Annotated in this window: 22 protein-coding genes; 9 read left to right on the top strand and 13 right to left on the bottom strand. The window is 71.8% G+C overall.

What is annotated here, in order from left to right; translation table 11 throughout:
• Positions 1-75: 75 nt before the first annotated feature.
• The 5 genes from BIV01_RS14350 to BIV01_RS14330 all read right to left on the bottom strand — a co-directional run bounded on the left by BIV01_RS14350 (position 76) and on the right by BIV01_RS14330 (position 6,501).
• The gene (locus tag BIV01_RS14350; protein ID WP_070417277.1) at positions 76-1,002 is read right to left on the bottom strand and encodes an ROK family protein; all 927 of its coding nucleotides are present in this window, start codon (positions 1,000-1,002) and stop codon (positions 76-78) included.
• Positions 999-2,759, bottom strand: a complete 1,761-nt coding sequence (locus BIV01_RS14345) for a dipeptide ABC transporter ATP-binding protein (RefSeq protein WP_071303290.1) — start codon at positions 2,757-2,759, stop codon at positions 999-1,001. The genes BIV01_RS14350 and BIV01_RS14345 overlap by 4 nt, the downstream gene beginning before the upstream one ends.
• Positions 2,759-3,658, bottom strand: coding sequence for an ABC transporter permease (locus tag BIV01_RS14340; RefSeq protein ID WP_071296452.1), 900 nt, complete (start codon positions 3,656-3,658; stop codon positions 2,759-2,761). Before BIV01_RS14340 ends, BIV01_RS14345 begins: the two co-directional genes overlap by 1 nt.
• Complete coding sequence (locus BIV01_RS14335; protein WP_071296453.1) at positions 3,655-4,614, bottom strand: ABC transporter permease; 960 nt, start codon at positions 4,612-4,614, stop codon at positions 3,655-3,657. Before BIV01_RS14335 ends, BIV01_RS14340 begins: the two co-directional genes overlap by 4 nt.
• Positions 4,615-4,704: 90 nt before the next feature.
• Positions 4,705-6,501, bottom strand: coding sequence for a peptide ABC transporter substrate-binding protein (locus BIV01_RS14330; RefSeq protein WP_071303289.1), 1,797 nt, complete (start codon positions 6,499-6,501; stop codon positions 4,705-4,707).
• Positions 6,502-6,716: 215 nt separating this feature from the next.
• Here BIV01_RS14330 and BIV01_RS14325 point away from each other — a divergent pair, with 215 nt between their 5' ends.
• The 4 genes from BIV01_RS14325 to BIV01_RS14310 are packed head-to-tail and all read left to right on the top strand — an operon-like array spanning position 6,717 to position 11,495.
• Positions 6,717-7,901: an ROK family protein gene (locus BIV01_RS14325; RefSeq protein ID WP_083295119.1), complete on the top strand. Its 1,185-nt coding sequence runs from the start codon at positions 6,717-6,719 to the stop codon at positions 7,899-7,901.
• Positions 7,894-9,438, top strand: a complete 1,545-nt coding sequence (locus BIV01_RS14320) for a M81 family metallopeptidase (protein WP_071303288.1) — start codon at positions 7,894-7,896, stop codon at positions 9,436-9,438. Before BIV01_RS14325 ends, BIV01_RS14320 begins: the two co-directional genes overlap by 8 nt.
• A complete protein-coding gene (locus BIV01_RS14315; RefSeq protein ID WP_071303287.1) occupies positions 9,435-10,178 on the top strand; it encodes a copper homeostasis protein CutC in 744 nt (247 codons plus the stop codon). The genes BIV01_RS14320 and BIV01_RS14315 overlap by 4 nt, the downstream gene beginning before the upstream one ends.
• A 51-nt stretch (positions 10,179-10,229) precedes the next feature.
• Positions 10,230-11,495 carry an MFS transporter gene (locus tag BIV01_RS14310; protein WP_071303286.1) on the top strand — a complete coding sequence of 422 codons (1,266 nt, stop codon included), beginning with the start codon at positions 10,230-10,232 and terminating at the stop codon, positions 11,493-11,495.
• 27 nt (positions 11,496-11,522) lie between these two features.
• Here BIV01_RS14310 and aztA read toward each other — a convergent pair whose 3' ends face one another.
• Positions 11,523-12,149 carry a zinc ABC transporter ATP-binding protein AztA gene (aztA, locus tag BIV01_RS14305; RefSeq protein WP_071296458.1) on the bottom strand — a complete coding sequence of 209 codons (627 nt, stop codon included), beginning with the start codon at positions 12,147-12,149 and terminating at the stop codon, positions 11,523-11,525.
• A gap of 50 nt (positions 12,150-12,199) precedes the next feature.
• Between aztA and aztB the strand changes: the two genes are divergently transcribed.
• The 4 genes from aztB to aztD are packed head-to-tail and all read left to right on the top strand — an operon-like array spanning position 12,200 to position 16,369.
• On the top strand, positions 12,200-13,078 hold the full coding sequence (gene aztB / locus BIV01_RS14300; RefSeq protein ID WP_071303285.1) for a zinc ABC transporter permease AztB: 879 nt from the start codon (positions 12,200-12,202) through the stop codon (positions 13,076-13,078).
• Entirely contained in the window at positions 13,075-14,247 is a 1,173-nt protein-coding gene (locus BIV01_RS14295) for a hypothetical protein (RefSeq protein WP_071303284.1), read from the top strand. The genes aztB and BIV01_RS14295 overlap by 4 nt, the downstream gene beginning before the upstream one ends.
• Positions 14,244-15,158: a metal ABC transporter substrate-binding protein gene (locus tag BIV01_RS14290; protein ID WP_083414059.1), complete on the top strand. Its 915-nt coding sequence runs from the start codon at positions 14,244-14,246 to the stop codon at positions 15,156-15,158. Before BIV01_RS14295 ends, BIV01_RS14290 begins: the two co-directional genes overlap by 4 nt.
• 26 nt (positions 15,159-15,184) lie before the next feature.
• Positions 15,185-16,369 (top strand): zinc metallochaperone AztD, encoded by a 1,185-nt coding sequence (gene aztD, locus BIV01_RS14285; protein ID WP_071303283.1) that lies wholly within the window; start codon positions 15,185-15,187, stop codon positions 16,367-16,369.
• 78 nt (positions 16,370-16,447) lie between these two features.
• On the opposite strand, the gene BIV01_RS14280 is transcribed toward aztD, so the two are convergent.
• The 3 genes from BIV01_RS14280 to BIV01_RS14270 all read right to left on the bottom strand — a co-directional run bounded on the left by BIV01_RS14280 (position 16,448) and on the right by BIV01_RS14270 (position 18,945).
• Positions 16,448-17,302: a LamG domain-containing protein gene (locus BIV01_RS14280; protein WP_071303282.1), complete on the bottom strand. Its 855-nt coding sequence runs from the start codon at positions 17,300-17,302 to the stop codon at positions 16,448-16,450.
• Positions 17,299-18,180, bottom strand: coding sequence for a S26 family signal peptidase (locus BIV01_RS14275; protein ID WP_071303281.1), 882 nt, complete (start codon positions 18,178-18,180; stop codon positions 17,299-17,301). The genes BIV01_RS14280 and BIV01_RS14275 overlap by 4 nt, the downstream gene beginning before the upstream one ends.
• Before the next feature lie 111 nt (positions 18,181-18,291).
• A complete protein-coding gene (locus tag BIV01_RS14270; protein ID WP_071296464.1) occupies positions 18,292-18,945 on the bottom strand; it encodes a hypothetical protein in 654 nt (217 codons plus the stop codon).
• Between the two features lie 160 nt (positions 18,946-19,105).
• On the opposite strand from BIV01_RS14270, the gene BIV01_RS14265 reads away from it, so the two are divergent.
• Positions 19,106-19,561, top strand: coding sequence for a MarR family winged helix-turn-helix transcriptional regulator (locus tag BIV01_RS14265; protein ID WP_071303280.1), 456 nt, complete (start codon positions 19,106-19,108; stop codon positions 19,559-19,561).
• An 85-nt stretch (positions 19,562-19,646) separates the two neighbouring features.
• Here the strand turns inward: BIV01_RS14265 and BIV01_RS14260 are convergent, their stop codons facing one another.
• The 4 genes from BIV01_RS14260 to BIV01_RS14245 all read right to left on the bottom strand — a co-directional run bounded on the left by BIV01_RS14260 (position 19,647) and on the right by BIV01_RS14245 (position 24,949).
• A complete protein-coding gene (locus BIV01_RS14260) occupies positions 19,647-20,984 on the bottom strand; it encodes an ABC transporter substrate-binding protein (protein ID WP_071303279.1) in 1,338 nt (445 codons plus the stop codon).
• Between the two features lie 73 nt (positions 20,985-21,057).
• Positions 21,058-22,008 (bottom strand): carbohydrate ABC transporter permease, encoded by a 951-nt coding sequence (locus tag BIV01_RS14255; RefSeq protein ID WP_254791847.1) that lies wholly within the window; start codon positions 22,006-22,008, stop codon positions 21,058-21,060.
• The gene (locus tag BIV01_RS14250; RefSeq protein ID WP_070417295.1) at positions 22,005-22,919 is read right to left on the bottom strand and encodes a carbohydrate ABC transporter permease; all 915 of its coding nucleotides are present in this window, start codon (positions 22,917-22,919) and stop codon (positions 22,005-22,007) included. Before BIV01_RS14250 ends, BIV01_RS14255 begins: the two co-directional genes overlap by 4 nt.
• Positions 22,916-24,949 carry a beta-galactosidase gene (locus BIV01_RS14245; protein ID WP_083414058.1) on the bottom strand — a complete coding sequence of 678 codons (2,034 nt, stop codon included), beginning with the start codon at positions 24,947-24,949 and terminating at the stop codon, positions 22,916-22,918. Before BIV01_RS14245 ends, BIV01_RS14250 begins: the two co-directional genes overlap by 4 nt.
• Positions 24,950-25,099 lie beyond the last annotated feature (150 nt).

Below are 25,099 nucleotides of genomic sequence, written 5' to 3'. Positions count from 1 at the left end.
CACGACCGGAGCCGGTCTGGGCCACGCGATCAGGTGGTCCAGGCCGGCTCCTCGTCGTTCCGGGAAGCGGTCGCCTCAGCGCGCGGGCGCACTCCCGAGCACCAGGTCCCGCACCTGCGCAGCGGCACCGAGCGCCACGGCGTCGGACCCCAGCGACGACAGGGCCAGCCGGATCGGCGCCCCGCTCACCGGGGGCTCCAGGGCGATGGCAGCGCTGATGGCCGGCTCGAGCAGGTCCCAGGACCGCGCGATCCCCCCGCCGATGACGATGGTCGTCACGTCGAGGATCCCCGCCGTCAGCAGGGCAGCACGCGCCAGCCCCCAGCCGGCGGTCTCGAACACCGCGGCGGCGTCGGGGTCCCCTGCGCGTGCGGCGTCGGCGACCTCGCGGACGGTGACCCGGCGACCGGTCCGTTCGGCGTAGCGGTCCGCGATGCCGCGCGCCCCGGCGATGGTCTCGAGGTGGCCGACCTGCCCGCAGGTGCACACCGCGTCACCGAAGCCCGGGACGTGGCCGATCTCGCCCGCCGCGCCGCGGGGCCCGGCGAACAGCGAGCCGCCGAGCACGAGCGCACCGCCGACCCCGGTCCCGAGCGTCATGCCGAGCACGTCCGGCTCCCCCGCCACGGCACCGGCGGCGACCTCGCCGAGGAGGAACGCGTTCACGTCGTTGTCGAGCGTCGCCGGGACGCCGAGGGCCGACGTGACCGCGTCCGTCACGCCGTAACCGGCCCAGCCGGTGAACGAGTTGCCCGTCACGAGCACCGTCCCCGTGCTCGCGTCGACGACGCCGGCAGCGCCCACCCCGACACCGGTCACGGAGGCGCGGTGCCGGTCGAGCAGGTCCGTCACGGCACCGAGGGCGGCCGTCACGATCGCGGCGCCACCCGCGTGGGCGGGCGTCGGCAGGTCGATGCGGTCGATCACCTCGAGCGCCGGGGTCGCGAGGACCACCTTGGTGTTCGTCCCGCCGACGTCGACGCCGGCGACGACCTCGCTCACGCGGTCACCGCCCCGAGGGTCGCGAGTCGCTCGACCCGGCGTTGCCGCTGCACCACGGGGTCGGGGACGGGCACGGCGGCGAGCAGCCGTCGGGTGTAGTCGGTGGTCGGGTGCATGAGGGTGGCACCGGTCGTGCCCTGCTCCTCGACGACACCCTGGCGCATCACGACGACCCGCTCGGCGAACTGCTGCACGACGGCGAGGTCGTGCGAGACGAACAGGCACGCGAACCCGAGGTCGTCCTGCAGCTCGCGGAGGACCTCGAGCACCGTCTCCTGCACGCTGACGTCGAGCGCACTGGTCGGCTCGTCGGCGACGAGCAACCGCGGCGAGAGCACGAGCGCCCGGGCGAGGGACACGCGCTGCCGCTGTCCGCCCGAGAGCTCCCGGGGTGCACGCGACGCCAGGGTCCGGGGCAGCCGGACGGCGTCGAGGACCTCGTCGATGCGCTTCCGACGGTCGGCGGAGGACATGCCGCGACGGTGCACGGCGAGCGGTTCGGCGATGCACTCGGCGACGGACATCCGGGCGTCCAGCGACGCCACCGGGTCCTGCAGCACCACGCCGATGCCCGACCGGAGCGCTCGGCGGTCGCGACCACGCGCCGTGCGCAGGTCGGAGCCGAACAGGTGCACGCTGCCGGACGTCGGCTTGACGAGGCCGAGCGCGACCCGAGCCGCGGTGGACTTGCCGGAACCGGACTCCCCGACCAGGCCGACGGTCTCGCCGGCGTGCACGGCGATGTCGATGCCCTGCAGCGCGTGGACGGCGCGCGCCCCGCGCCCGAACGTCACCGAGACGTCCCGCAGGTCGACCACCGGGGCCGCGCCGCGCCTCCCGTCCGAACCGTCCGCGACGGACGCACCGGACGCGACGACGACGCCGGACGCACCGGACGCACCCGACGCGACGGCCGCGCCGGACGCGACGGCCACGCCGGACGCACCGGACGTGACGGCCGCACCGGCCCCGGCCACGGCCAGTCGCGGCACCGCCGCGAGCAACCGCTTCGTGTACTCGTGCTCCGGCCGGAGCAGGACGTCCTCGACGGAGCCCGTCTCGACGATCGACCCCTGCAACATGACCGCGACCCGGTCCGCGAAGTCCGCGACGACGCCCATGTTGTGGGTGACGAGCAGGACTCCCGTGCCGGTGTCGGCCGCCAGGCGACGCAGCAGCTCGAGGATCTCCGCCTGCACGGTGACGTCGAGGGCCGTCGTCGGCTCGTCGGCGATGAGGAGCTTCGGCGAGTTCGCGATCGCCATCGCGATGACCACGCGCTGCCGCTGGCCGCCGGACAGCTGGAACGGGAACGCCCTGGCGCGCTGCGCGGGCGAGGGGATGCCCACGCGGTCGAGCAGGTCGACGGCCCGTGCCGCGGCGTCCGCTGCCGAGACGTCGCCGTGGTTCCGGATGACCTCGGCGATCTGCGCTCCGACGCGGGTGAGCGGGTCGAGGGCGGTCGCGGGCTCCTGGAAGACCATCGAGACGGTGCTGCCGCGGAGCGAACGCAGGGCGGGCTCGGCGGCGCCGACGATCTCGTGGCCGTCGACGACCGCGCTGCCGGTGGCGGCGGCGTTGCCGGACAGCAGCCCCATCGCGGCGAGGGCGACGGTGGACTTGCCGGAACCGGACTCCCCGACGAGCGCGAGCGTCTCACCGGGTTCGACGTGCAGGGAGACCCCGCGGACGGCGTCGACCGTGCCGGACTCCGTGCTGAAGGAGACCCCGAGGTCGGTGGTGGTCAGGATGGACATCAACGGCCCCTCACGTCGAAGGCGTCCCGGAGCCCGTCGCCCACGGCGTTGAACGCGCAGACGACCAGGATCACGGCGAGACCCGGTGGCACGATGAGCCACCACCGCCCCGAGTAGGCGGCGGTGAGTCCTGCCGAGAGCATGCCACCCCAGTCCGTCGCGGGTGCCTGCACGCCCAACCCGAGGTACGAGACGTAGGCGACGAGGAGGATCGCGTCGGCGACCTGGAACGTGGCGGCGACGACGATCGTGGACACCGAGTTCGGCAGCAGGTGGCGCCCGATCGCGCGGGCGTGCGACCCGCCGATCGCGCGGAGGGTCAGCACGTAGTCGCGGTTCTTCAGCGTCAGCGTCTCGGCGCGGATGAGCCGGGAGGGCACGAGCCACGACACGAAGCCGAGGATCACGATGAGTCCCCACACACCGGGCGTCGTGATCGCCGAGATGACGAGCAGGATGAAGAGCGCCGGGATCGCGATGCCGGCGTCGACCACGCGCATCATCACCGCGTCGACCCAGCCGCCGACGTACCCGGCGATCGAGCCCCAGAGGGTGCCGACGACGGTGGCGAGGACGCCGGCGGCGATGCCCACCATGAGCGACACCTTGCCGCCGAACATCAGCCGGCCGAGCACGTCGTGCCCGACGGCGTCGGTGCCGAGCAGGTGCGCGGCGCCGGGGGCGAGGTTCGCCTGGGAGAGCTGGGTGTGCGTCTGGTCGGTCGGGTACAGGAACGGACCGACGAAGCAGAACAGCACGATGACGACGATGACGACGAGGCCGATCACCGCGAGGGTGTTGTGGCGGAAGCGGCGGACGGCGAGGCGCCAGCCGGTGGCGGCGACGGGCTGCACGAGCGACGCCGCTCCGGGGGCTTCGGGTGCCAGCTGTGCGGTCATGCGCGGCCTGCCTTCACTCGGGGGTCGATCAAGGACTGCGCGACGTCGGCGAGCAGCGTGCCCACCACGGTCGCGATCGAGATGACGAGGACGCACCCGAGCAGTGTCGGGTAGTCCGAGGTCTGCGCGGCGTTCCAGAAGAGGAGCCCCATGCCGGGGTAGTTGAACAGCTGCTCCGTGACGAGCGCCCCGCCGAACAGCACCGGCAGGTAGTACCCGAGCATCGCCACCACCGGGGTGAGCGAGTTCCGGAACACGTGCCGGCGCAGGATCGCCGCGGTCGAGGCACCGCCGGCGCGGGCGGTGCGGACGTAGTCCTCCTGCAGGTTCTCGAGCGTCGAGGCCCGCATGTACCGACTGAAGACGGCGATCATTGCGAGGGCACCGGTGACGACGGGGAGCACGAGCCCGGCCGGGTCCTGGAAGACCTCGGCGAGGGTGTTCCCACTCGGTGCCTGGGACGGCAGCCAGGGCAGCTGCTGGCTGAAGACGATGATCAGGACGAGCCCGAGGAAGAACGCGGGCGTCGAGTAGAAGACGAACGCCAGCGCGGTGGCCGCGTAGTCGACCGCGCCGTTGCGCCGGACCGCCTGCCACATGCCGACCGGGATCGCGAGCACGATGCCGAGAACCGCGGACATCCCGGTGAGGACGAGGGTCTTCGGCAGCCGCTCCGTGATGAGCTGCGAGACCGGCTCGTTGAGCGTGTACGACGTGCCGAGGTCGCCGGTGAGGAGGCGGCCGAGGAACCGGAGGTACTGCACGGGCAGCGGCTGGTCGAGCCCCTGCGCCGTGTTGAACGCGGCGATCTGCGCGGGCGTCGCGGAGACGCCGAGCACGCCGCGGGCGGGCCCGCCCGGCAGGGCGTGCAGCAGGCAGAACACGACGATCGTGACGATGAGGATCACCGCGAGCGCCTGCAGGACGCGCCTGGTGAGGTAGAGAGCTGTGGTCATGCGGCTTCCGTCGTCTGGGTTGGTGCGGTGGGCCCCGGGAGGCGCGGTGCGGGTCGGACCCGCGCCGCGCCTCCAGAGGGTGTCAGGTGGTTACTTCGACCACTTCCACTGGGCGGGGTGGAAGTTGGCGAGCGAGTCCTGGTCGAACCCGGTCAGCCCCTGCTTGACGACCGAGATCTGGTAGTCCGGGCTCGGCAGCCAGATCACCGGCAGGTCCTTCGCGACCGCGGCGCTGTAGTCCTGCACGGCGGTGGCGTCGGGCGACGTGGTCGTCGCGTCGATGAGCTTGTCCACGTCGGCGTTGGAGTACGACCCGAAGTTCGCCGAACCGCCGGTCTGGAAGAGCGACTCACCGGTCGGGTAGGCCGGGAAGTACCAGCTGCCCGCGGTGCCGAAGAAGGAGAGGTCCCAGTCGCAGCTGGCCTCGTCGCTCGTGCAGGTCGGGGTCTGCGACAGGACGCTCGACACCGGCGCGGTCTTGATGGTGAAGCCGATGCCGGTCTTCGCGAGCGAGGACTGGATCGCGCTCATCATGTTGTCGGTGACGGTCGAGCCGGACTGCGAGAGGACGTTCATGGTGAACTTCGTGCCCTGCTTCACGCCCTCGCCGCACTGGCTGTCGGACGTACCGGGGTCGGTGCAGACCATCGTGCCGCCCTGCTCCGCCCACCCGTGGGACTCGAGCAGCGCCTTGGCCTTCTTCGTGCTGAACGGGTACGGGTTGTCCTTCTGCGTGCTCGACACGTAGTCGGACTCCTGCGCCTGCGGGATCGGTCCGTAGGTCGAGGTGGCGGTGCCGTTGAAGACGACCTTGGACAGCGAGGTCTGGTCGATCGACATCTGCACGGCCTGGCGGGCGTACAGCTGCTTGAACACGGCGCCCATGTCCGGGTTGTTGAAGTTGTACGGCATGTACGTGATCGCCCAGCCGGTCCAGGGCTGCACGTCGTAGCCCTTCGACGTGAAGGACGACTTCTGGTCCATGTCGGTGGCGTTGATGTAGCCGTAGTCGACCTCGCCCGAGCGGACCGCGTTCACCTCGGCGTCCGTCGTGGTGAACGGCAGCAGGTTGACCGTCGTGATCGAGGGCTTCTCGCCGCCGTCGTACTTCGTGTTCGCCGTCAGGGTGACCTTGCCCGCCGTGGTGAACGTCTTCACGCCGTAGGGGCCGGAGATGGTCTTCCACAGGTCGTCGCTGGCGTAGTCGGAGATCTTGCCGGCGGCGGTGTTGAGGTACTTCCACACCTGCTTCGCACCGGACGTGGTCTCGTCGGCGTCGGAGACCTTCGCGCTCGCGCTCGTCTTGTCCCAGGCGTGCTGCGGCAGCGGGATGATGTGGCTCAGCTGGTTGGCGAGCATCCAGTCCGGGTTGTACGCCTTGTCGAACGTGATCGTGAAGTGCGTGTCGTCGTCGGCTGTGAAGGAGGTCCAGTTGTCCGGCGCCTTGCCCTTCGAGTAGGAGCCCCACTCGTCCTTGTTCGCCTTGATCAGGTTGAACCAGAACTCGACGTCCCGGCTCGTGATCGGCTTGCCGTCGGACCAGTGCCGGTCGCCGAGGGTGACCGTGACGCTCTTCGAGTCGCTCGCGAACGTCGCGTCCGTCGCGACCGAACCGGCCTTGTTCCACGCGATCTTGCCGGTGGAGCCGTCGTAGGCGACGAGCGGCTCGTACAGCGACTGCGCGATCGAGCCGTTGTTCGTGTTGAGGTGCGCGGCGGTGCCGATCGGGAGGATCCAGTTCGGCGTGAAGTTGGCCGGCAGTGCGTAGTCGATCGTGTCGGAGCTGCTGCCGGACGAGGCGTTGCCGCCCCCGGAGCAGCCGGCGAGCAACGCGCTCACGGCGATCGCGGCTCCGGTGAGGAGCGCCCAGCGACGGGGCTTGGTCATGTGTGTCTCCTGGTGCGTGGGAGGTTCGGGGTGTGGAGCACGCGTGCCGAGCGGCACGGGGACAGTCAATGTCCAAAGCCGTTGGAAAAACAAACATCTCCGTGTAAATAGTTCGTTTCTGCCGTTCGGGCGAAAGGGTGGACCGGTCGATCTGCCGGTTAGGCTCGCGGCAGTCGGTGGTCACCCGCCACGTTCCGCCCGGATTGGAGAAAGTCGTGCCGGACCTCAGCGCCCGCGTCCTGGAGCTCGTCGCGTCCGGGCAGGCCTCCAGTCGGACGGAGATCGCCGCGCTGCTCGGCGCCGCCCCCTCGACCGTGTCCCACGTGGTCGCGCAGCTCCTGTCGCACGGGCTGCTCGCCGAGGAGGGCACCGACGTCTCGACCGGCGGCCGTCCCCGCAAGGTGCTCCGCATCGGCGGCGTCGACGAGTACGCGGTCGCCGCGGACGTCGGCGGCGGGCACGCGCGCATCGGCATCGTCCTGCCAGGAGGCGCGCTCGAGTCGGTCGCGAACGTCCCGTTCGCGCTCTCCGACGGCCCGACCGCGGGACTCCAGCGGCTGGCGGCCCTGCTCGAGCGGCTCGCCGACGAGCGCGGTCGCGACGGGCTGCGGGGCGTCGGCCTCAGTCTGCCGGGGCCGGTCGACGTCGAGGCCGGCGTGGTCGACCTGCCGAGCCGGATGCCGGGGTGGAACGGGTTCCCGGTGGCGTCGTGGCTGACCGAGCGGTTCGGGTTGCCGGCGGTCGTCGACAACGACGCGAACTGCATGGCGGCAGGCGAGCAGACCGTGCAGGACCCGGGCCGGCGGCAGACCATCACGATCAAGGCCGGCTCGGCGATCGGGGCCGGGATCGTCATCGACGGACGGCTGTACCGCGGGGCGACGGGCTCGGCCGGGGACATCACGCACGTCCGGATCGACGCCGCCGGGGACACCCCGTGCTCGTGCGGGAACACCGGGTGCCTCGAGACCGTCGCGTCCGGAGCCGCCCTGGTGCGGATCCTGTCGGACGCCGGGGTCGACGTCTCCTCGACCGCCGACGTGGTCCGCCTGGCCTCGGACGCCCACCCCGAGGCGACCCGGGCCGTGCGGCTCGCGGGCCGGTACCTCGGCGAGGTGCTCGCCGCGAACGTCAACTTCTTCAACCCGGACGCCGTGTACCTCGGCGGCATCCTCTCCACCCTCGACCCGTTCATCGCCGCCGTGCGGAGCCAGCTGTACGAGAGCTGCCACCCGCTCATGACGCAGCACCTCGTCATCGAGCCGGTCTCGCTCGGCGCGGACGCAGGGCTCGTCGGGGCGGGTCAGTTCGCCCTGCAGCGAGGTCTCGCCGCGTCGCTCGAGGAACTGTCCGCGCCCATCCCCCAGTCCACCACCAGGAACAGGAACGTCCGTGTCTGAGCCCGTGTCCACCGCACCCGCCACCCACCGCCCGGTCATCGCGATCGCCGGTCTCGCCATCGAGACCTCGACGTTCACGCCGACGCGCACCCACGCACCGGCGTTCCACCCGGACCGCGGGGACGAGGTCGTGGCCCGCTACGACTTCCTCGGGCCACTGTCGGCGCACGCCGACTTCCGCGGGGCGCTCATCGGGCACGCGCTGCCGGGCGGGATCGTGGACCGTGACTCGTACGAGTCGCTCGCGGCGGAGATCGTCTCGCGGCTGGCGGCGATCGTCGAGGCCGAGCACGTCGACGGGCTCTGGTACGACATCCACGGCGCGATGGTGGTCGAGGGCCTGGACGACGCCGAGGCCGACCTCCTCGGCCGCATCCGCGCGGTGATCGGTCCCGATGTCATCGTGTCGGCGTCGATGGACCTGCACGGCAACGTCACGGCGGAGCTCGCGCACCAGGTGGACCTCGTCACCTGCTACCGGATGGCCCCGCACGAGGACGCCCTCGAGACGAAGGAGCGCGCCGTCCGGAACCTGGTCGACGTGCTGACCACCCGACCGGTCGGGCAGCAGCGCCCGGTGAAGGCCTGGGTGCCGATCCCCGTGCTCCTGCCCGGCGAGCAGACCTCGACGCGCCTCGAGCCTGCGGCGTCGCTGTACGCGCAGGTGCCGCTCGTCGAGCAGACCGAGGGCGTGCTCGACGCCGCGGTCTGGGTCGGCTACGCCTGGGCGGACCAGCCCCGCGACCGCGCGGTCACCGTGGTCACGGGCTGGGACGCCGACGCCGTCGCCGCGGGTGCCGAACGACTCGCGCGGGCCTTCTGGGACGTGCGTGAGGACTTCGTGTTCGTCGCACCGACCGGCACGTTCGACGAGTGTCTCGCCGCTGCGCTCGCGCCGGGCGCCGCGAGGCCGTTCTTCGTGTCCGACTCCGGCGACAACCCGACCGCCGGCGGCTCGGGCGACATGACGTGGGGGCTCACGCTGGTGCTGGCGAACCCGGCCTTCGCGGAGCCCGACGGCCCGACGGTGATCTACGCGAGCGTCCCCGGCCCCGCGGCCGTCGCGGCGGCGGTGGAGGCCGGCGTCGGTGCGACGGTCACCGTGACGGCGGGGGCGTCGGTCGACGCCGTCCACGCCGGGCCGATCACGATGACCGGCCGCGTGCACGCGATCAAGCACGGTGACCGCGACGCCGAGACCGAGGTGGTGCTGCAGGTCGGCAGTGTGTTCGCGATCCTGACGACGCTCCGCAAGCCGTACCACCACGAGCACGACTTCACCGACCTCGACCTCGCCCCGCGGGACGCCGACGTGGTGATCGTGAAGATCGGGTACCTCGAGCCGGAGCTCTTCGACATGGCTGCCGACTGGATGCTCGCGCTGACGCCGGGCGGGGTCGACCAGGACCTCGAGCGGCTCGGACACCACAGGATCGTCCGGCCGATGTTCCCCTACGATCGAGTGTTCCCGTCGGCGCCGGACCTCGGCGCCCGGATCATCCCGCCGTCGAACGAACCGCTCGGAGCCATCGCGTGACCACCGCCGCCCCCGTCGCCCTCGAGATCGCCGTCACCTCACCCGTCGGCGCGATCGTCGCACGGGACGGCGGCGCCGACCGTGTCGAGCTCTGCGTCGGGCTCGAGCTCGGTGGTCTCACGCCGTCCCAGGCGCTCGTCGAGACGACCCACGAGACCGGCATCCCCGCGCACGCCCTCGTCCGCTGCCGTCCCGGCGGCTTCGTGCACACCCCCGACGAGGTCGAGCTCATGGTGCGCGAGGTCCGCACGGTCCTGCGCTCCGGGGCAGCGGGCGTCGTGGTCGGTGCCCTGCGTCCGGACGGCACGCTCGACGAGGACGCCCTCCGGCGCTTCGTCGACGCCGCACGCTCGGTCAGCGCGACCGCCGAGGTCACCCTGCACCGGGCGATCGACCACGCGGCCGACCCCGTCGCCGCCGCGGCCACCCTCGCCGACCTCGGGTTCACCCGGGTGCTGACCTCGGGTGCAGCGCCCACCGCGGTGGCCGGTGCCGCGACCATCACGCGCATGGTCGACGCCGCCGGGCCCGTGCAGGTCATGGCGGGCGCCGGTGTCACCCCGGCCGACGTCCCCGTCCTGGTCGCGACGGGGGCCGCCGCCGTGCACCTCTCGGCGAAGCGACCCGCCGCCGACAGCGCCCACGCGGGCGTGCCGATGGGCGGCGCGGACGACGGTTCGGCGCACTTCGTCACCGACGCCGAGGTGGTCGCCGCCGCGCGCCGGGCCCTCGACGCCTGACCCGACCCGTCACGCGGGAATGGACCGCGCGGGCGAGTGCTTGACGCCCGCATGACCTCGTCAGCAACGCGCCGTGGGTGGCTCAGCGTCGCATCCGTCGCACTCGGATCGTTCGTCCTCGTCCTGTCGGAGTTCCTCCCGATCGGCCTGCTGCCGGCCATCGCCGCCGACCTCGACGTCGGTGTCGGCACCGCGGGGCTCATGGTCGTCGCGACCGGCCTCGTCGGAGCGGTCGCCGCGCCGGTCGTCACCGTGTGGACGTCGGCGCTCGACCGCCGGGTCGTCCTGGTCGGCCTGACGGTGCTGCTCGTCGTCGCGGACGCGCTCGCAGCGGTGGCGCCCTCGTTCTGGGTGCTGCTCGTGGCCCGGATGCTCCTCGGCGTCGGCATCGGCGGCTTCTGGGCGATCGGCGCCGGGATCGCCGGACGCCTCGTGCGCCCCGAGTCCGTGATCCGTGCCACGTCCCTGATCACCGCCGGCGTCTCGGTCGCGACCGTCGTCAGCCTGCCCCTCGGCGCACTCGTGTCCTCCCTCGCCACGTGGCGGCTGGCGTTCGTGATCGGCGGCGTGCTCGGGCTCGTCGCGCTCGGCCTGCAGCTCGCGATGCTCCCGCGTATCCCCGCCCAGCAGCGCGTCCGGTTCGGCACGCTCGGGTCGCTGCTCGGTGTGCGCAGGGCCCGGGTCGGCCTGATCGGTGCCGCGTTCCTCTTCACCGCGCAGTTCGCCGCCTACACCTACATCGCGCCGTACCTGCAGGACCTCGTCGGGGTCGGCGCGGACACCGTGACGATCGCGCTGCTGGTCTTCGGCATCGCGGGCATCGTCGGGAACTTCGTCGCAGGGTTCACGCTCGGTCGGAGCGTCCTCGGCACGATCGGCTCCGCGAAGTTCGTCCTCGCCGGTGCGGTCGTCCTGCTCCCGCTGCTCGCACACTCGGTCGTCGGGGTGTTCGTCCTGCTGGTCGTGTGGGGCCTCGTGTGGGGAGCACTGCCGCTCGGTATGCAGACCTGGATGTCCACGTCGTCGCCCGCGGGGTCGGAGACCGGGCTCGCGTTGTTCGTGACGACGATCCAGCTGGCGATCGCGGCCGGGTCGGTGCTCGGCGGCGCCGCGGTGTCGTCCTTCGGGTTGGCCGTCGACTTCTGGCTCGCCGGCGGGGTCGCGGTCGTCGGGGCGATCGTGCTCGTGACGCTGGGTGCGCGCCGCTCGAGTGCCGCCTCGGCGCAGGTCGCCGCTCCCGCGGCCCCCGCTCCGGAAAGTGCCGCCGCTCCGGCGGAGACGACCGCGACCGGTTCCGTCGCCGTCGCCTGCCCCTGACGGTCCCGACGGACGGCGCCGCCACGGTCAGCCGAGCCGGACGACCCGGTCCGCTCCGGCGATGACCGTCGGGTCGTGCGTGGCGTGCACGACCACGACCCCGGACGCTGCCTCGTCGGCGAGCGCGCGGACCACGAGCCGACCCGACTCGGCGTCCACCCCGGCCGTGGGCTCGTCGACGAGGAGCACCCCCGCCCGCTGCGCGAGTCCGAGCGCGACGAGGGTCCGCTGACGCTGCCCACCGGACAGCTCGTCGAGCGGCCGGTCCGACAGGGACGCGATCCCCATCCGGTCGAGCTGCTCGTCGACCACGTCGCGGTCGGCACGCACGAGCGGTCGCCACCACGGACGGCCGGACCACCGGCCCATGCGGACCGTGGCACGGACGGTGAGCGGGAGCGCGCTCGGCGGGACCGACTGGGTCACGTAGGCGACGCCGACGGAGGTGCGGCGCGTCACCGCGCCGGCATCCGGCGTCACGACCCCGGCGAGCGCGTCGAGCAGCGTCGACTTGCCGGAGCCGTTCGGCCCGGTCAGCGCGGTGACCGAACCGGCGGGGAAGGTCGCATCGACCCCGTCGAGGACGGTCCGGTCGCCGCGTCGGACGACGAGTCCGGCGACGTCGAGGGTGGCAGCGTCGGTCGTCGTGGGCACCTGAGGACACTATCAGTATCGATAGTCATTTTCATGTAGCGTCTCCGACCGTGACCTGGCTGACCGATCCCCTCTCCGTCGACTTCATGGTCCGTGCCCTCGTGGGCGGCGGACTGGCGGCGGTGCTCTGCGCGGTCGTCGGCACGTGGGTCCTCGTCCGCGGCATGGCCTTCCTCGGCGAAGCGCTGTCGCACGGCATGCTCCCCGGCGTCGCGATCGCCTCGCTGACCGGGTTCCCCGTCGCGCTGGGCGCCGCCGCCAGCGCCGCGGTGATGGTGCTCGGGGTCGGCGCACTCCGCCGTCGGGCCCGGCTCTCGTACGACACGTCGATCGGGCTCCTGTTCGTCGGCATGCTCGCTCTCGGGGTGATCATCGTCTCCTCCTCGAGGTCCTTCGCGACCGACGTCACCGCGATCCTGTTCGGTGACGTCCTCGCCGTCACCCGTGCGGACCTCACCGGCCTGGCGATCGCCGTCGCGGTGGCGCTCGGGACCGCGGTGTTCTTCCACCGTCCGTTCACGGCAGCGGCGTTCGACGTCCGGAAGGCCGCGACCCTCGGCCTCCGCCCACGGGCCGCCGAGATCGTGCTGGTCGGGCTCGTCACGCTCGCGGTCGTCGCCTCGTACCGGGCGGTGGGCACGCTGCTCGTCGTGGGACTGCTCCTCGCCCCGGCAGCCGCCGCCCGTGCGTGGACCCGGCACGTCGGCTCGACGATGGTGCTCGCCGCCGGGATCGGCATCGCGGCCGTCCTCGTCGGGCTGCTCGTCTCGTGGCACCTCGGCACCGCCGCGGGAGCGAGCATCGCCGCCGTCGCCGTCGCCGGGGTCGGCCTCTCGCGCACGGCCGCGTCGCTCAGCACCCGGGTCCGCGACCGGACCCCCGGGACGGAACCACCGACAGCAGTACCAGCACCTCGAGAGGCAGCATGACCCACTCCACCCGGCGCGCTCCCACGCGCACCCTGCTCACCACGAGCCTCGTCGTCGGGCTCGCCGTCGCGACGGCGGGCTGCTCGTCGGGCACGGCCCCCGGCGACCCCAGCGCGACCGCCCGGCCACACGGCTTCGTCGAGGGGGCGAGCGAATCCCGGGAACCGCAGCTGCGCCTCCTGGCCGTCTCCGGGACGGGCGAGACCGCGCTGCACGACCTGCTCAGCAGCGAGACGACCGCGCTCGACGACGTCGACGTGCCCACGCACTCCGCCACCGACGGCCGGTTCCTCGTGACGAGCTCCGACAGCCGCACCACGATCGTGGACGGCGGCGCCTGGACGGTCGACCACGGCGACCACACCCACTACTACGCGGCGGAGCCGCGGGTCGTCGGCACGATGGCGGGGGGCGGTCCGGTCGAGGTGCACTCCTCCGAGACGACCACGACGATCACCTGGCCGGAGCGGGACGAGGCGGTCGTCCTCGACCGGGCCGCGCTCGGCCAGGGGACCGTCGAGGAACGGACCCGGATCGACGCACGGGTCCTGCTCCCCGACGGAGACCGCCTCGTCGCCGCGACCGACGACGTCGTCCGGGTGCTCGACGCCGACGGCTCGCCGACCGGCACCGAGGCGGCGTGCACCGACCCGGCCGGAGGCATCGTCACCCGGGCCGGCTCGGTCGTCGGCTGTTCCGACGGCGCGGTGGTCGTGGACGACGACGGCGCGACGGCGGTGCCGTTGCCCGACGGCGCCGAACGGCCGGCCTCGTTCGCCGCCCGCGCCGGACGACCGACGGTCGCGGGCCTGGCCGGTGACGCCGGCTTCTGGCTGCTCGACAGCCGCGAACACTCGTGGCGCCTGGTGCCGACCGAGCGCCCGCTCCGCGCCGTCGCCGCGGTCGACGACGCCGACGAGCACGTGGTCGGCGTCGACGACACCGGGCGGGTGGTGGTGCACACGCTCGCCACCGGAGCGATCGTCGCGACCGACCCGCTCGTCGCCGACGGTGCCCCGCCCCTGCTGCAGGTCGACGCGAACCGCGCCTACCTGGCCGACCGCGGGACGGGGACCGTGCACGAGATCGACTTCGCCGACGGCGCGCGGGTCGCCCGGACCATCGACCTCGGCGTGGCCCCGGCCGCGTTCGCGGAGGTCGGACTGTGACGCGGGCACGCACACGGGCCGTCGTCGTCACGGTCCTCGCCGTGGTGGGTGTCGCGTTCGGCGCGAGCGGGTGCACCGCTGCTCCCGGGCAGGACCGGCCACTCGTCGCCGTCACCACGAACATCCTCGGCGACGTCGTCTCGGAGGTCGTCGGCGACGCGGCCGAGGTGATGGTGCTCATGCCCGCCGGAGCGGACCCGCACTCGTTCGAGGTCTCCGCGCAGGAGGCCGCGCGACTCCGCACCGCCGACCTCGTGGTGGAGAACGGGCTGGGCCTCGAGGAGGGCGTGTCCCGGCACGTCCGGGCCGCGGCCGACGACGGCGTCCCGGTCTTCACGGCCGGCGACGCGGTCGACGCCCTGGAGTGGACGACCGAGGACGACAGCGGCCCGGACCCGCACCTCTGGACCGACCCCGCACGGATGGTCGACGTCGTCGAGGCGCTCGACGACGACCTCCGCGACGTGGGCGTCCAGGCGACCGGCACCGCGGACTACCTCGACGCCCTGCACGCGCTCGACGGGGAGATGCAGCAGGCCTTCGGCGCGCTCAGCCCCGGGCAGCGCGCCCTCGTGACGAACCACCACGTCTTCGGGTACCTCGCCGACCGGTACGACTTCCGGGTGGTGGGAGCCGTCATCCCGAGCGGGACGACGCTCGCCTCGCCCAGCGCGGCTGACCTGCGGGACCTTGCCGACGCGATTGCGGACGCCGGCGTGCCGACCGTCTTCGCGGATGCCTCGCAGCCGGCCCGGTTGGCCCAGGTCCTCGCGGACGAGGTCGACGTGCACGTCGAGATCCGCCCGCTGGCCACCGAGTCGCTCACGGCCGACGGACCCGCGTCCACCTACCTCGGGATGATGCGGTCGAACACCGAGGCTATCGTCGACGGACTGTCGGTTCGTAATTGAGAATGAGAATCAGTACAGTGTTCTGCATGACGACGACCAAGTCCCTGCGCACCGCGGCCCTGCCGGCCGCCCTGCTCAGCGCGGCCGCCCTTGCCCTCACCGGCTGCGCCGCCGACCCCTCCCCCTCCGAGCCGACGAGCACCGCGACCGAGCGCGCCGACGGCACCCGGATCACGCTCACGTACGACGGCGGCCTCCTCGTGCTCGACGACGACCTGCGCGTCCTGACCGACGACGCCGTCGACGGGTTCACCCGCGTCAACCCGGCAGGTGACGGACGGCACGTGCTCGTCACGGTGCCGAGCGGCTTCCGGGTGCTCGACACCGCGGCTGATCCGGCCCTCACCGACGCGGTCTTCCCCGCCGACACCGGTGGCCACGCGGTCGTCCACGGCGACCGGACGGCGCTCTTCGCCGACGGCACCGGCCAGGTGACGACGTTCGACAACACCGAACTCGACGGCGCCGAACTGCCCGACACCGAGACGACCGAGTCCGAGGCCGCGCACCACGGCGTCGCGATCGTGCTGGAGGACGGCACGCTGCTCACCACCATCGGCGACGAGGAGTCCCGCAGCGGGGTCCGTGCGCTGGACGCGGACGGGAACGAGACCACCCGCTCCGAGGAGTGCCCGAACGTGCACGGCGAGGGCGCGGTCCAGGGCGACGTCGCGGTCTTCGGGTGCACCGACGGGGCACTCGTGTACGACGACGGCGCGTTCACGAAGCTCGACGCCCCCACCGAGTACGGCCGGACCGGCAACCTGTTCACGACCGACACGTCCTCGATCGCGCTCGGCGACTACAACGACGACCCGGACAGCGAGGGGTACCTCCTCCACCAGATCGCCCTGATCGACGCGGCATCCGGTTCCTACCGGGTCGCCGACGTGCCGGGCGGCGTCGGCTACACGTTCCGAGACCTCGCCCGTGGTCCCGAGGACGAGGCCGTCGTGCTCGGGGACGACGGCGCGCTGCACACCTTCGACACGACGTCCGGCGAGCTGCTCGACTCCTTCCCGGTGATCGACCCGTGGGCGGGACCGGCCGAGTGGCAGGACGCCCACCCGGCGCTGAAGGTCGCCGGCGACGTCGCCTACGTCACCGACCCTGCCGAGCGGCAGGTCCACGCGGTCGACCTCACGACCGGCGAGACCATCGCCTCGAGCGACGTGCTGCCCGGCGTGCCCAACGAGATGGCGATCGCGTAACGACGCGGACCCGACGAACGGACAGGCGGACGGGAGGGACGGTGCCGGCTGGCACCGCGCCTCCCGTCCGTCGGCGTCTCAGCGACCCGCCGCCGCGTGGTTCGCGACCTGGGTCGCGGACAGGACGGAGCCGTAGACCGCCGCGTACCGCATCGACCCCGTGAAGGCGAAGTTCGACGGCTGCCCGGGCCACCCGGACACGGTGTCGTACCCGACCCGGAAGTACCCGGTGAAGTTCTCCGGCGTCGTGAAGGCCGCGTTCGACGCGACGAGGGCACCGTCCGCGTAGAGCCGCATCCCGGTGCTCGCGGACATCGTCGCCACCACGTGGTGCCACGCGCCGTCCGTGTACGCCTTCGGTGACGTCACCACCTGGGTCGTTCCGTTGTAGGTGCCGAAGACGAGCTGCCCGGCGGTGTTGAGGTAGACCTGGCGGTCGTGCTGCCCGGAGGCGGCGACCTGGTTGCTGCCGAACCCGACGAGCATGCCGCCGGCGACCGTCGTGCGGAACCAGACCTCCTCGCTGAAGGTGGTCGGGTTGGGGTACGACCGGGGCGTCGAGACGAAGCTCGTCGAACCGTTCAGCGCGTACGAGCTCCCGGCGTCGCGCGGGCAGGCGTTCGGGCTCGGCGTGGTCGCCGTCATCGAGCCCTGGTAGGTGCCGTTCAGGGCCTTGCCGGACCAGTCCGTGGCGGTCGTCGAACCGGAGGCCTCGCCGAGGCGGTAGGCGAAGAGGGCGGTCGAGGTGTCGGCGCCGACCGCTGCGGCGCAGGTGAAGTAGGGCGCGGTCGCGGCGCTGTTGCCGGTGTTCGCGACCACGGCGCTGAAGGCGGACCGCGTCGGTGCGAACGCGTTGGCGAGGCCGACGACGGCGACGGCGAGGACCAGGACGAGGGCGACGACGCGACCGTCACGGAGGCGGCGGAGTCTCACGAGGGACGCACCGCCTCGACCCGACCGACGGCCAGGCAGAGCACGAGCGGGACGAGGCAGGCGACGACGAGGAGTGCCCACCCGACCGGCCCGAGGTCGATGTTCGAGGTGAGCTGGTAGTGCCCGTTCCTCGTGAGCTCGCGGATGACCATGTGCCCGACCTGCCCGTCGACGAGGTGGACGCTCTCGGCACCACGGGCCTCGACCCGGACCGGGAACATGCCGGAGGACACGATGGTGGCCTCGACGCCTCGGTGGGTGGCCGAGTTCGTGATGGTCGTGACGTTGACGAACGGCTTGAGGATGAAGGCCGCGTACGACAGCGTGAGTGCACCGCCGGCGATGCGGAGGCAGGTGCGGGTGACCCGGTCGGTGAACACGCTCGTGAGCGTCCAGATCACCAGCGTGCCGATGAGCAGGAGCGGCGCCGCCCGGAACAGCCACCCGAGGTTCGGGACGAGGAGCACCGGGGAACCGATGACGTTCTCCTGCGTGAGCGTCCACGGGTCGGTCGCGCCGTTGATGTCACCGCGGGTGTGCAGTCCGGCGGCGTCGACGTCGATGATGCGGTGGGTGTAGACGACGCCCGGGTTCGCCGCGGTCTCGAAGGAGACGACGTCGCCGACGCGCAGGGTGGCGACGTCCACGGGCAGGTCGAGGACGAGCGTGCCGACCGGCGCGGCCTCACCCATCGACGGCGTCTCGACGACGAACCACCGCCCAGCGGCGGACAGGAACAGCAGGGCGGCGGTGAGGAGGACGGCGGCGACCGCGGCGACCGTCCAGGCGAGGACCGTCTCGAAGCGAGTGGCGGTGTGGCCGCCGAGGAGCGGACGGTCGAGCGTGCCGCTGAGCGGGATGGCGGCGGTCTGGCTCATCTGCTGCTCCGGTCGTGTGCGGCTGGGCGGTGGGGGGGGGGGACGGGGTGGGGTGATGGGTGGCGACGCTCGACCGGAGGGGGGTCGGTCGAGCGTCGCCGGTCGGGGTGGCTAGGCCGTGAAGGTCCAGGTCATCGGCACGGAGGCGGCGAGGCCCTGGTAGGTGTTGCCGGCCGAGGAGTCGAGCGTGACGGCGAAGGTGAACGGCACGGAGGCGCCGGCGGCCGGTGCGGCGGGCATCGTGAACGCCGAGGCGGCCGCGCCCTTGAAGCTGGCGAGCGTGCCGCTGAACACGGTGGTCGAGCCGGAGGAGATGACGAGGTTCATCTTCGCGCAGAGGTCGGTCGCGGTGCCGTTCACCGAACCGTTCGCCGACTGGGTGCACGTGGCGCCCGGGGTCAGGGTGAACGTCGAGGCGTTCGCGGTGCCGGTGTTCTTGATCGAGATCGCGGTCGTGACGGTGTTGCCGGGCGTCATCGTGGTGCTGCCGCCGAACTTGTTGATCGTCGAGCACGTGGCGGAGTTCGTCGAGACCGAGCCGCCGTCGGTGCTCGTGCAGGTGACGGTTCCGCCGGCGTTCTGCTCCTGCATCGTGAGCGTGCCGCTGGCTGCGGTGTTGCTGCTGTTGGTGATGCTCGCGGCGAACCCGGAGAGGGTGCCGGTGAGCGAGAGGGAGAGCAGCACGGCGGCGAAGATGCCCGCGAGGAGTGCGACGGGGGCGAATCGGATCCGCTTCAGGGCGGAGGTGCGGAGCTTGTCGGACACGGGAACCTCTTCGGTCGGGCGTTCAGGGAAGTGGAGGAGCAATCGGCTCGGGCTCGTTTGCTTCGATCATCAAGATAGTCAGTCATTCATCAAATTGACCACTCGTATACTGACCCCAGTGCGAGGGACGCCACCGCACCCGACCCGAAGCGAGGAACCCGTGACCCCTGCGCCGCCGACCGACCCGACCGATCCGGCCGACCTCATCGCGGCGTTCGACGCGGTCGTGCGCGCGAACGCGAGCCTCGTCGGACAGCTCAGCGCGCGGGCCGGCGTGCACGAGAACGCCTTGCGCGCCCTGGTGCTCGTGAGCGACACCGGCTACTCCACCCCCACCGAGGTGGCCGGGTACCTCGGGCTGACCTCGGGTGCCGTGACGAACATGATCGACCGCATGACGGCCGCCGACCTGCTCGAGCGCGCGCCGAACCCGAACGACCGGCGCGGTTCGCTGCTGCGGCTCCTGCCCGAGGGCGAGCGGGTCGTCCGCGAGCACCGGGAGCGGTACGCCCAGGTGCTCGCCGAGGTCGACCGGACGCACGCGGGCGGCCTGCTCGCGGTGCTCACCGACCTCGCGACGGGCCTGTACGGATCGGCCGGCGAGGCGATGCGCTGACACCGCACCCACTACGGACGGGAGGCACGGTGCCAGCTGGCACCGTGCCTCCCGTCCGTCGTGGGCGCGCGTCAGGACCCGCGCGTCATCCCTTCACCGGGATCGACTGCGCCTTCAGCGCCGCCACGGTCTTCGACTGCCCCGACTCGAGCGCGTCGAGGAGCGTGCCCTGCCCGGACGCCGCCTGCCCGAAGCCGTCCGACACGTCGGAGTAGGTCTGCGTCATCGTCGGACCCCAGGTGAAGGGCTGGATGTCCTTCGCCGCGGTCGCGAACTCCTCGTAGATCTTCTGGTTCCCGTAGAACGGCAGCCCCTCGGTCAGCGCCGGCAGCTCGGCGCCGGTCGACGAGGCGGGGTAGAGGTTGGCCTCCTTGTTCAGCGCGGCGAGCGCCTCCTTCGAGGTGTTCAGCCAGACCAGGAACTCCGACGCCTCGGCCGGGTGCTTGCTCCCCGCGAAGACGACGTTCGACGAACCGCCCCAGGCAGCGGACTTCGACTCACCCGCGGTCCACTGCGGCATCGGCGCGACGGCCCACTTGCCGGAGGTCGAGGGCGCACCGCTCGAGATGGTGTTCGCGCCCCAGACGGCCGAGACCCAGGTCCAGTCCTGCCCCTTGTCGTAGGCGCTGTTCCACTGGTCGGTGAAGCTCGGCAGGGTGTTCACGAGCTTCTTGTCGATGAGGTCCTGCCAGTAGTCGGCGACCTTCTTCGACGCGCTGTCGGTCAGGTTCACCGTCCAGTCCGAACCGGAGTTCGAGAACCACTGGCCACCGGCCTGCGACACGAGCCCGGCGAACTGGTTGACGTCGCCCTTGGCGAAGTTGGTGATGTTGCCGCCGAGCGCCTTGATCTTCACGGCGTCCTGGGCGTACTCCTCCCACGTCTTCGGCACGTCGAGGCCGGCCTTCTCGAACAGGTCCTTGCGGTAGTACAGGGCCATCGGGCCGGAGTCCTGCGGCACGGCGTAGACCGACTTCGACTCACCGAACGTGACCTGGTTCCAGAGGCCGTCCGAGAAGTCCTTCTTCGCGGCGCTGATGCCGGAGCACGCGCCGATGTCCTCGAGGCCGCCCTGCACGCGGAAGGCCGGCAGGGTGTCGTACTCGACCTGACCGATGTCCGGCGCCTGCTTCGCCTTGAGCTGGTTGAAGAAGTTCTGGTACGTGCCGCTGTTGCCGTTCGCGACGATGGAGACCTTGACCTGGATGTCCGGGTGCTCCTCGTTCCAGATGTCCACGACCTTGTCCATGTTGGGCACCCAGGTCGTGAAGTCGAGGGTGACCTTGCCGCTGGACGGCTTGCAGCTCGCGGCGGCCGTGTCGGATCCGGAGCCGGCGCCGCTGCCGCCGGTGCTGCAGCCGGCGAGGGCGACGGTCGCGGCGACCGCGACGGCGGCGACGCTGAGGAACTTCGTTGTCTTCATGCTGTTTCCGTTCGGGATGTGAGTGGGGTCGGTGGTGCTGGTCAGGCGGGGGCCGGTCGGCCGCGGTCTGGCGCTACTTCAGGCCGCCGGCGCCGAGGCCGGACCGCCAGAAGCGCTGCAGGGAGAGGAACGCGACGAGGAGCGGGATGATCGAGACGAACGACCCGATGAGCACGAGGGTGCGGAGGTCCGGGTACTGGTTCACGCTCGAGTTCCACGTGTAGAGGCCGAGGGTGACGGGGAACAGCGACGAGTCGCGGAGCATCACGAGCGGCAGGAAGAAGTTGTTCCAGATGGCGACGAACTGGAACAGGAAGATCGTCACGAGCGCCGGCGACATGAGCCGGACGGCCACGGTGAAGAACGTGCGGACCTCGCCGGAGCCGTCGATGCGGGCGGCCTCGATGATCTCGTCCGGCACGCTCGACGCCGCGAACAGCCGCGACAGGTACACGCCGAACGGGCTGACGATGCTCGGCAGGAAGACCGACCAGAACGTGTCCGTCAGGTCGACCTGGCTGAAGATGAGGAACAGCGGCAGGGCCAGCGCGGTCGCCGGCACGAGGACGCCGCCGAGGAACACGTTGAAGAGCGCCTCGCGTCCGCGGAACCGGTACTTCGCCAGCGCGTAGCCGCACATCGCCGACAGGACGGTGCCGATGAGCCCGGCGACACCGGCGTAGGCGATGCTGTTGAGCATCCAGCGCACGTACACGCCGTCCTGCCGGGTGAACAGCTCGCCCAGGTTCGCGACGAAGTCCTGCACCGACGAGGCACTGAACCACAGCGAGAACGTCGTGTTGAAGTTCGCGGTCGTCTTGGTCGACGAGACGAACAGCCAGAAGATCGGCATCAGGAAGTAGATCGTGAAGACGCCCATCACGAGCATCGCGGCGCTGCGCGAGATGACGCTCTCGCGCGGTCCGCGCGCACCGTGCTGCAGGGGCCTGGAGGCGCGGTTCGGCTCGAGCGGTCGGCCGGCGGTCCGCACGGCGTCGCGTCGGCTCGGTGCGTTGACGGTCACTGGTCAGCCTTCCGCTGGGTCAGTCGGAGGAACCCGATCGACAGGACGAAGGTCGCGACCGCGAGGACGACGGAGAACGCGGCGGCGAGGTTGAAGTTGGGCACCGACGAGGTCGAGTAGACGAGCATGTTCGGCGTGAAGGTCGACGAGATCGTCGAGGTGAACTGCCGGAACACGGTCGGTTCGGTGAGCAGCTGCAGGGTGCCGATGACGGAGAACACCGCGGTGAGCACGATCGCCGGCACCACCATCGGGATCTTGATCGACCAGGCGATCCGGAACTGCGACGCCCCGTCGAGCTTCGCAGCCTCGTAGATCTCGGTCGGGATCGCCAGGAGCGACGAGTAGATGATGAGCATGTTGTAGCCGACGTAGACCCAGGTCACGACGTTCGCGACGGCCCAGAGGACGGTGCCGGAGCCGAGCAGGTCGACCTTCGACGTGACGGCGGAGAACGGCGAGAGGTTCGGCGCGTAGAGGTAGCCCCACATGATCGCGGCGATGACGCCGGGCACCGCGTACGGCGCGAAGAACGCCAGGCGGAAGAACCGCTTGCCTCGCAGCAGGGGCGAGTCGAGCAGGAGCGCGAACACCAGTGCGAGGGCGAGCATCACCGGTACCTGCACGACACCGAAGAGCAGCACGCGGAGGATCGAGCCCCAGAACTCGCTGTTCTGGAACACGAGCACGTACTGGCTCAGTCCGCCGAACACCTGCGTCGGCGCACCGAAGGTCCCCTGGCGCTCGATCTTCTGCAGCGACTGCCACACGGCGTAGAGGATCGGGACGAGGTAGAACGCGGTGAAGAGCACGGCGAACGGCGTGACGAAGACGGCGATCGCGCGGCGGTACCGGAAGCCCCCGCCGCGTCGACGTCGGGCGACCCGGGGTCGCTGGGCTGTGGTGGTCATGGGCGCTTCCTGTCCGTGCGGATGATCTGGGTCCCACCGGGGGCGATGGTCGTGGTGCCGGTCCGGGGTCGGTCGGCGACGAGGTCGTGGCCCGTCACGTGGTGCTCGACGGGCTGGTCGGTGTGGTTGAGCAGGAACACCCACTCGTGCTGGTCGTCGCGGCGTCGGACGACCTCGAGGCCGGGCTGCGCGGCGGGGTCCGGTGCGACGCCGGCCTCGGCGAGGACGTCACCGAGCAGGCCGCGGAGCGTGTCGACGCCGAGGACGGTGGAGACGTACCAGGCGGATCCGGCACCGTGCGTGTTGCGGGTGACCGCGGGCGAGCCGGCGAGCTGGCCGGCGGCGTAGTCGAGCACGCTCGTCGCGCCGCGGAGCTCGACGGGTTCGCTCCAGACGGTGCCGGTGGAGCCGTCGGACAGGGCGATGTGCGCGTCGGCGGCGAGCGGCAGGAACTCGTCGACCCGCACGCCGAGCAGGTCACGGAAGGCACCGGGGTACCCGCCGGTCCGCACGCGGTCACGCTCGTCGACGATGCCGCTGAAGAACGTGACGACCGCCCGGCCCCCGGCGGCGACGTGGTCGGCGACGACCGCGGCGTGCTCGTCGCGCACCAGGTAGAGCTCCGGGACCAGCACGACGGCGTAGCCGTCGAGCGGGGCACCCGGCGCCACGACGTCCACCGTCACGCCGAGGTCCCACAGTGCGCCGTGGAACGCGTGGACCTGTTCCAGGTAGCGGAGCGCGGTGGTGGGGTGCGCCTCCAGGTCGGCCGCCCACTGGTTCTCCCAGCTGAAGACGAGCGCGACGTCCGCGACGACGCGGGAACCGCGCAGTTCGCCGAGCCGCTCGACGAGGTCGCCGAGCTCGACGACGTCACGCCAGCCGCGGGAGTCGGTCCCGGCGTGCGGGAGGAGCGCGGAGTGGAACTTCTCGCTGCCCTGGACGGACGCGCGCCACTGGAAGAAGCAGACCCCGTCGGCACCGCGGGCGATGTGCGCCACGGTGTTCCGGAGCATCTCCCCCGGTGCCTTGGCGACGTTGTGCGGCTGCCAGTTCACCGCTCCCGTCGAGTGCTCCATGAGCAGCCAGGGCGCCCCGCCCGCGAGTCCGCGCGTGGTGTCGGCGGCGAAGGCGAGCTCGACGTGCGGTCGGGGCAGACGGTGGTCGAGGTAGTGGTCGTTCGCGATGACGTCCATGTCCGCCGTCCACGACCAGTAGTCGAGCGCGGTGATGTGCGCCGCGACCATGAAGTTCGTCGTCACCGGCTTGTCGCTCAGACTGCGGAGCACCTCGGCCTCGGCGCGGTGGTGCGCGAGCAGCTCGTCGGACGAGAACCGGTCGAAGTCGAGCGTCTGGCCGGGGTTCGTGAAGGACAGGGTCGCCCGTGGCGGCAGGACCTGCTCCCACGCGGAGTAGCGCTGGCTCCAGAACGCGGTACCCCACGCGGCGTTGAGCTCGTCGACGGTGCCGTACCGGGCGCGGAGCCACGCGCGGAACGCCTCGGCCGAGACGTCGCAGTAGCAGTGCGCGTTGTGGCAGCCGAGTTCGTTCGAGACGTGCCAGAGCTTGACCGCGGGGTGGTCGCCGTAGCGCTCGGCGGTGGCGCGGACCAGGGCGAGGGCGTGCTCGCGGTACACCGGCGAGCTCGGGCAGAACGCCTGGCGCCCGCCCGGCCAGCGGGTGGTGCCGTCGGCGACGACCGGCAGGACCTCGGGGTGGGCGGTGGTGAGCCACGGCGGGGTGGAGGCGGTCCCGGTGCCGAGGTCGACCCCGATGCCGGCGCCGTGCAGGAGCTCGATGACCCGGTCGAGCGCGGCGAAGTCGTACTCGCCCCGGCGCGGCTCGACGTGCGACCAGCCGAAGACGTTGATCGCGACGAGGGTGACGCCGGCCTCGCGCATGAGCCGGACGTCCTCGACCCAGACCTCGGGGTCCCACTGCTCGGGGTTGTAGTCACACCCGAACGCCAGGCCGGTCGAGCCGAGCCCGAGCGCGCCGGTGGCGGCCGTCGGCAGGGTGGTGGTGGTCACGTCGGGTCCTCGCTGATCGGGGCGGCGCTGCACCGTCCGGTCGCGAACGACCCCTTCGACGGCGAAGGTCACCCAAGTTCTGGGAGCGCTCCCAGTCCGCACCGACCGAATGGGGTCGGAGGGTTCTGGGAGCGCTCCCAGAGTAAACGA

The organism is Curtobacterium sp. MCBA15_013, from assembly GCF_001865095.1.
Taxonomy (GTDB): domain Bacteria; phylum Actinomycetota; class Actinomycetes; order Actinomycetales; family Microbacteriaceae; genus Curtobacterium.
The sequence above is the reverse complement of the archived record's forward strand: the minus strand, read 5'-3'. Positions and strand labels throughout refer to the sequence as shown.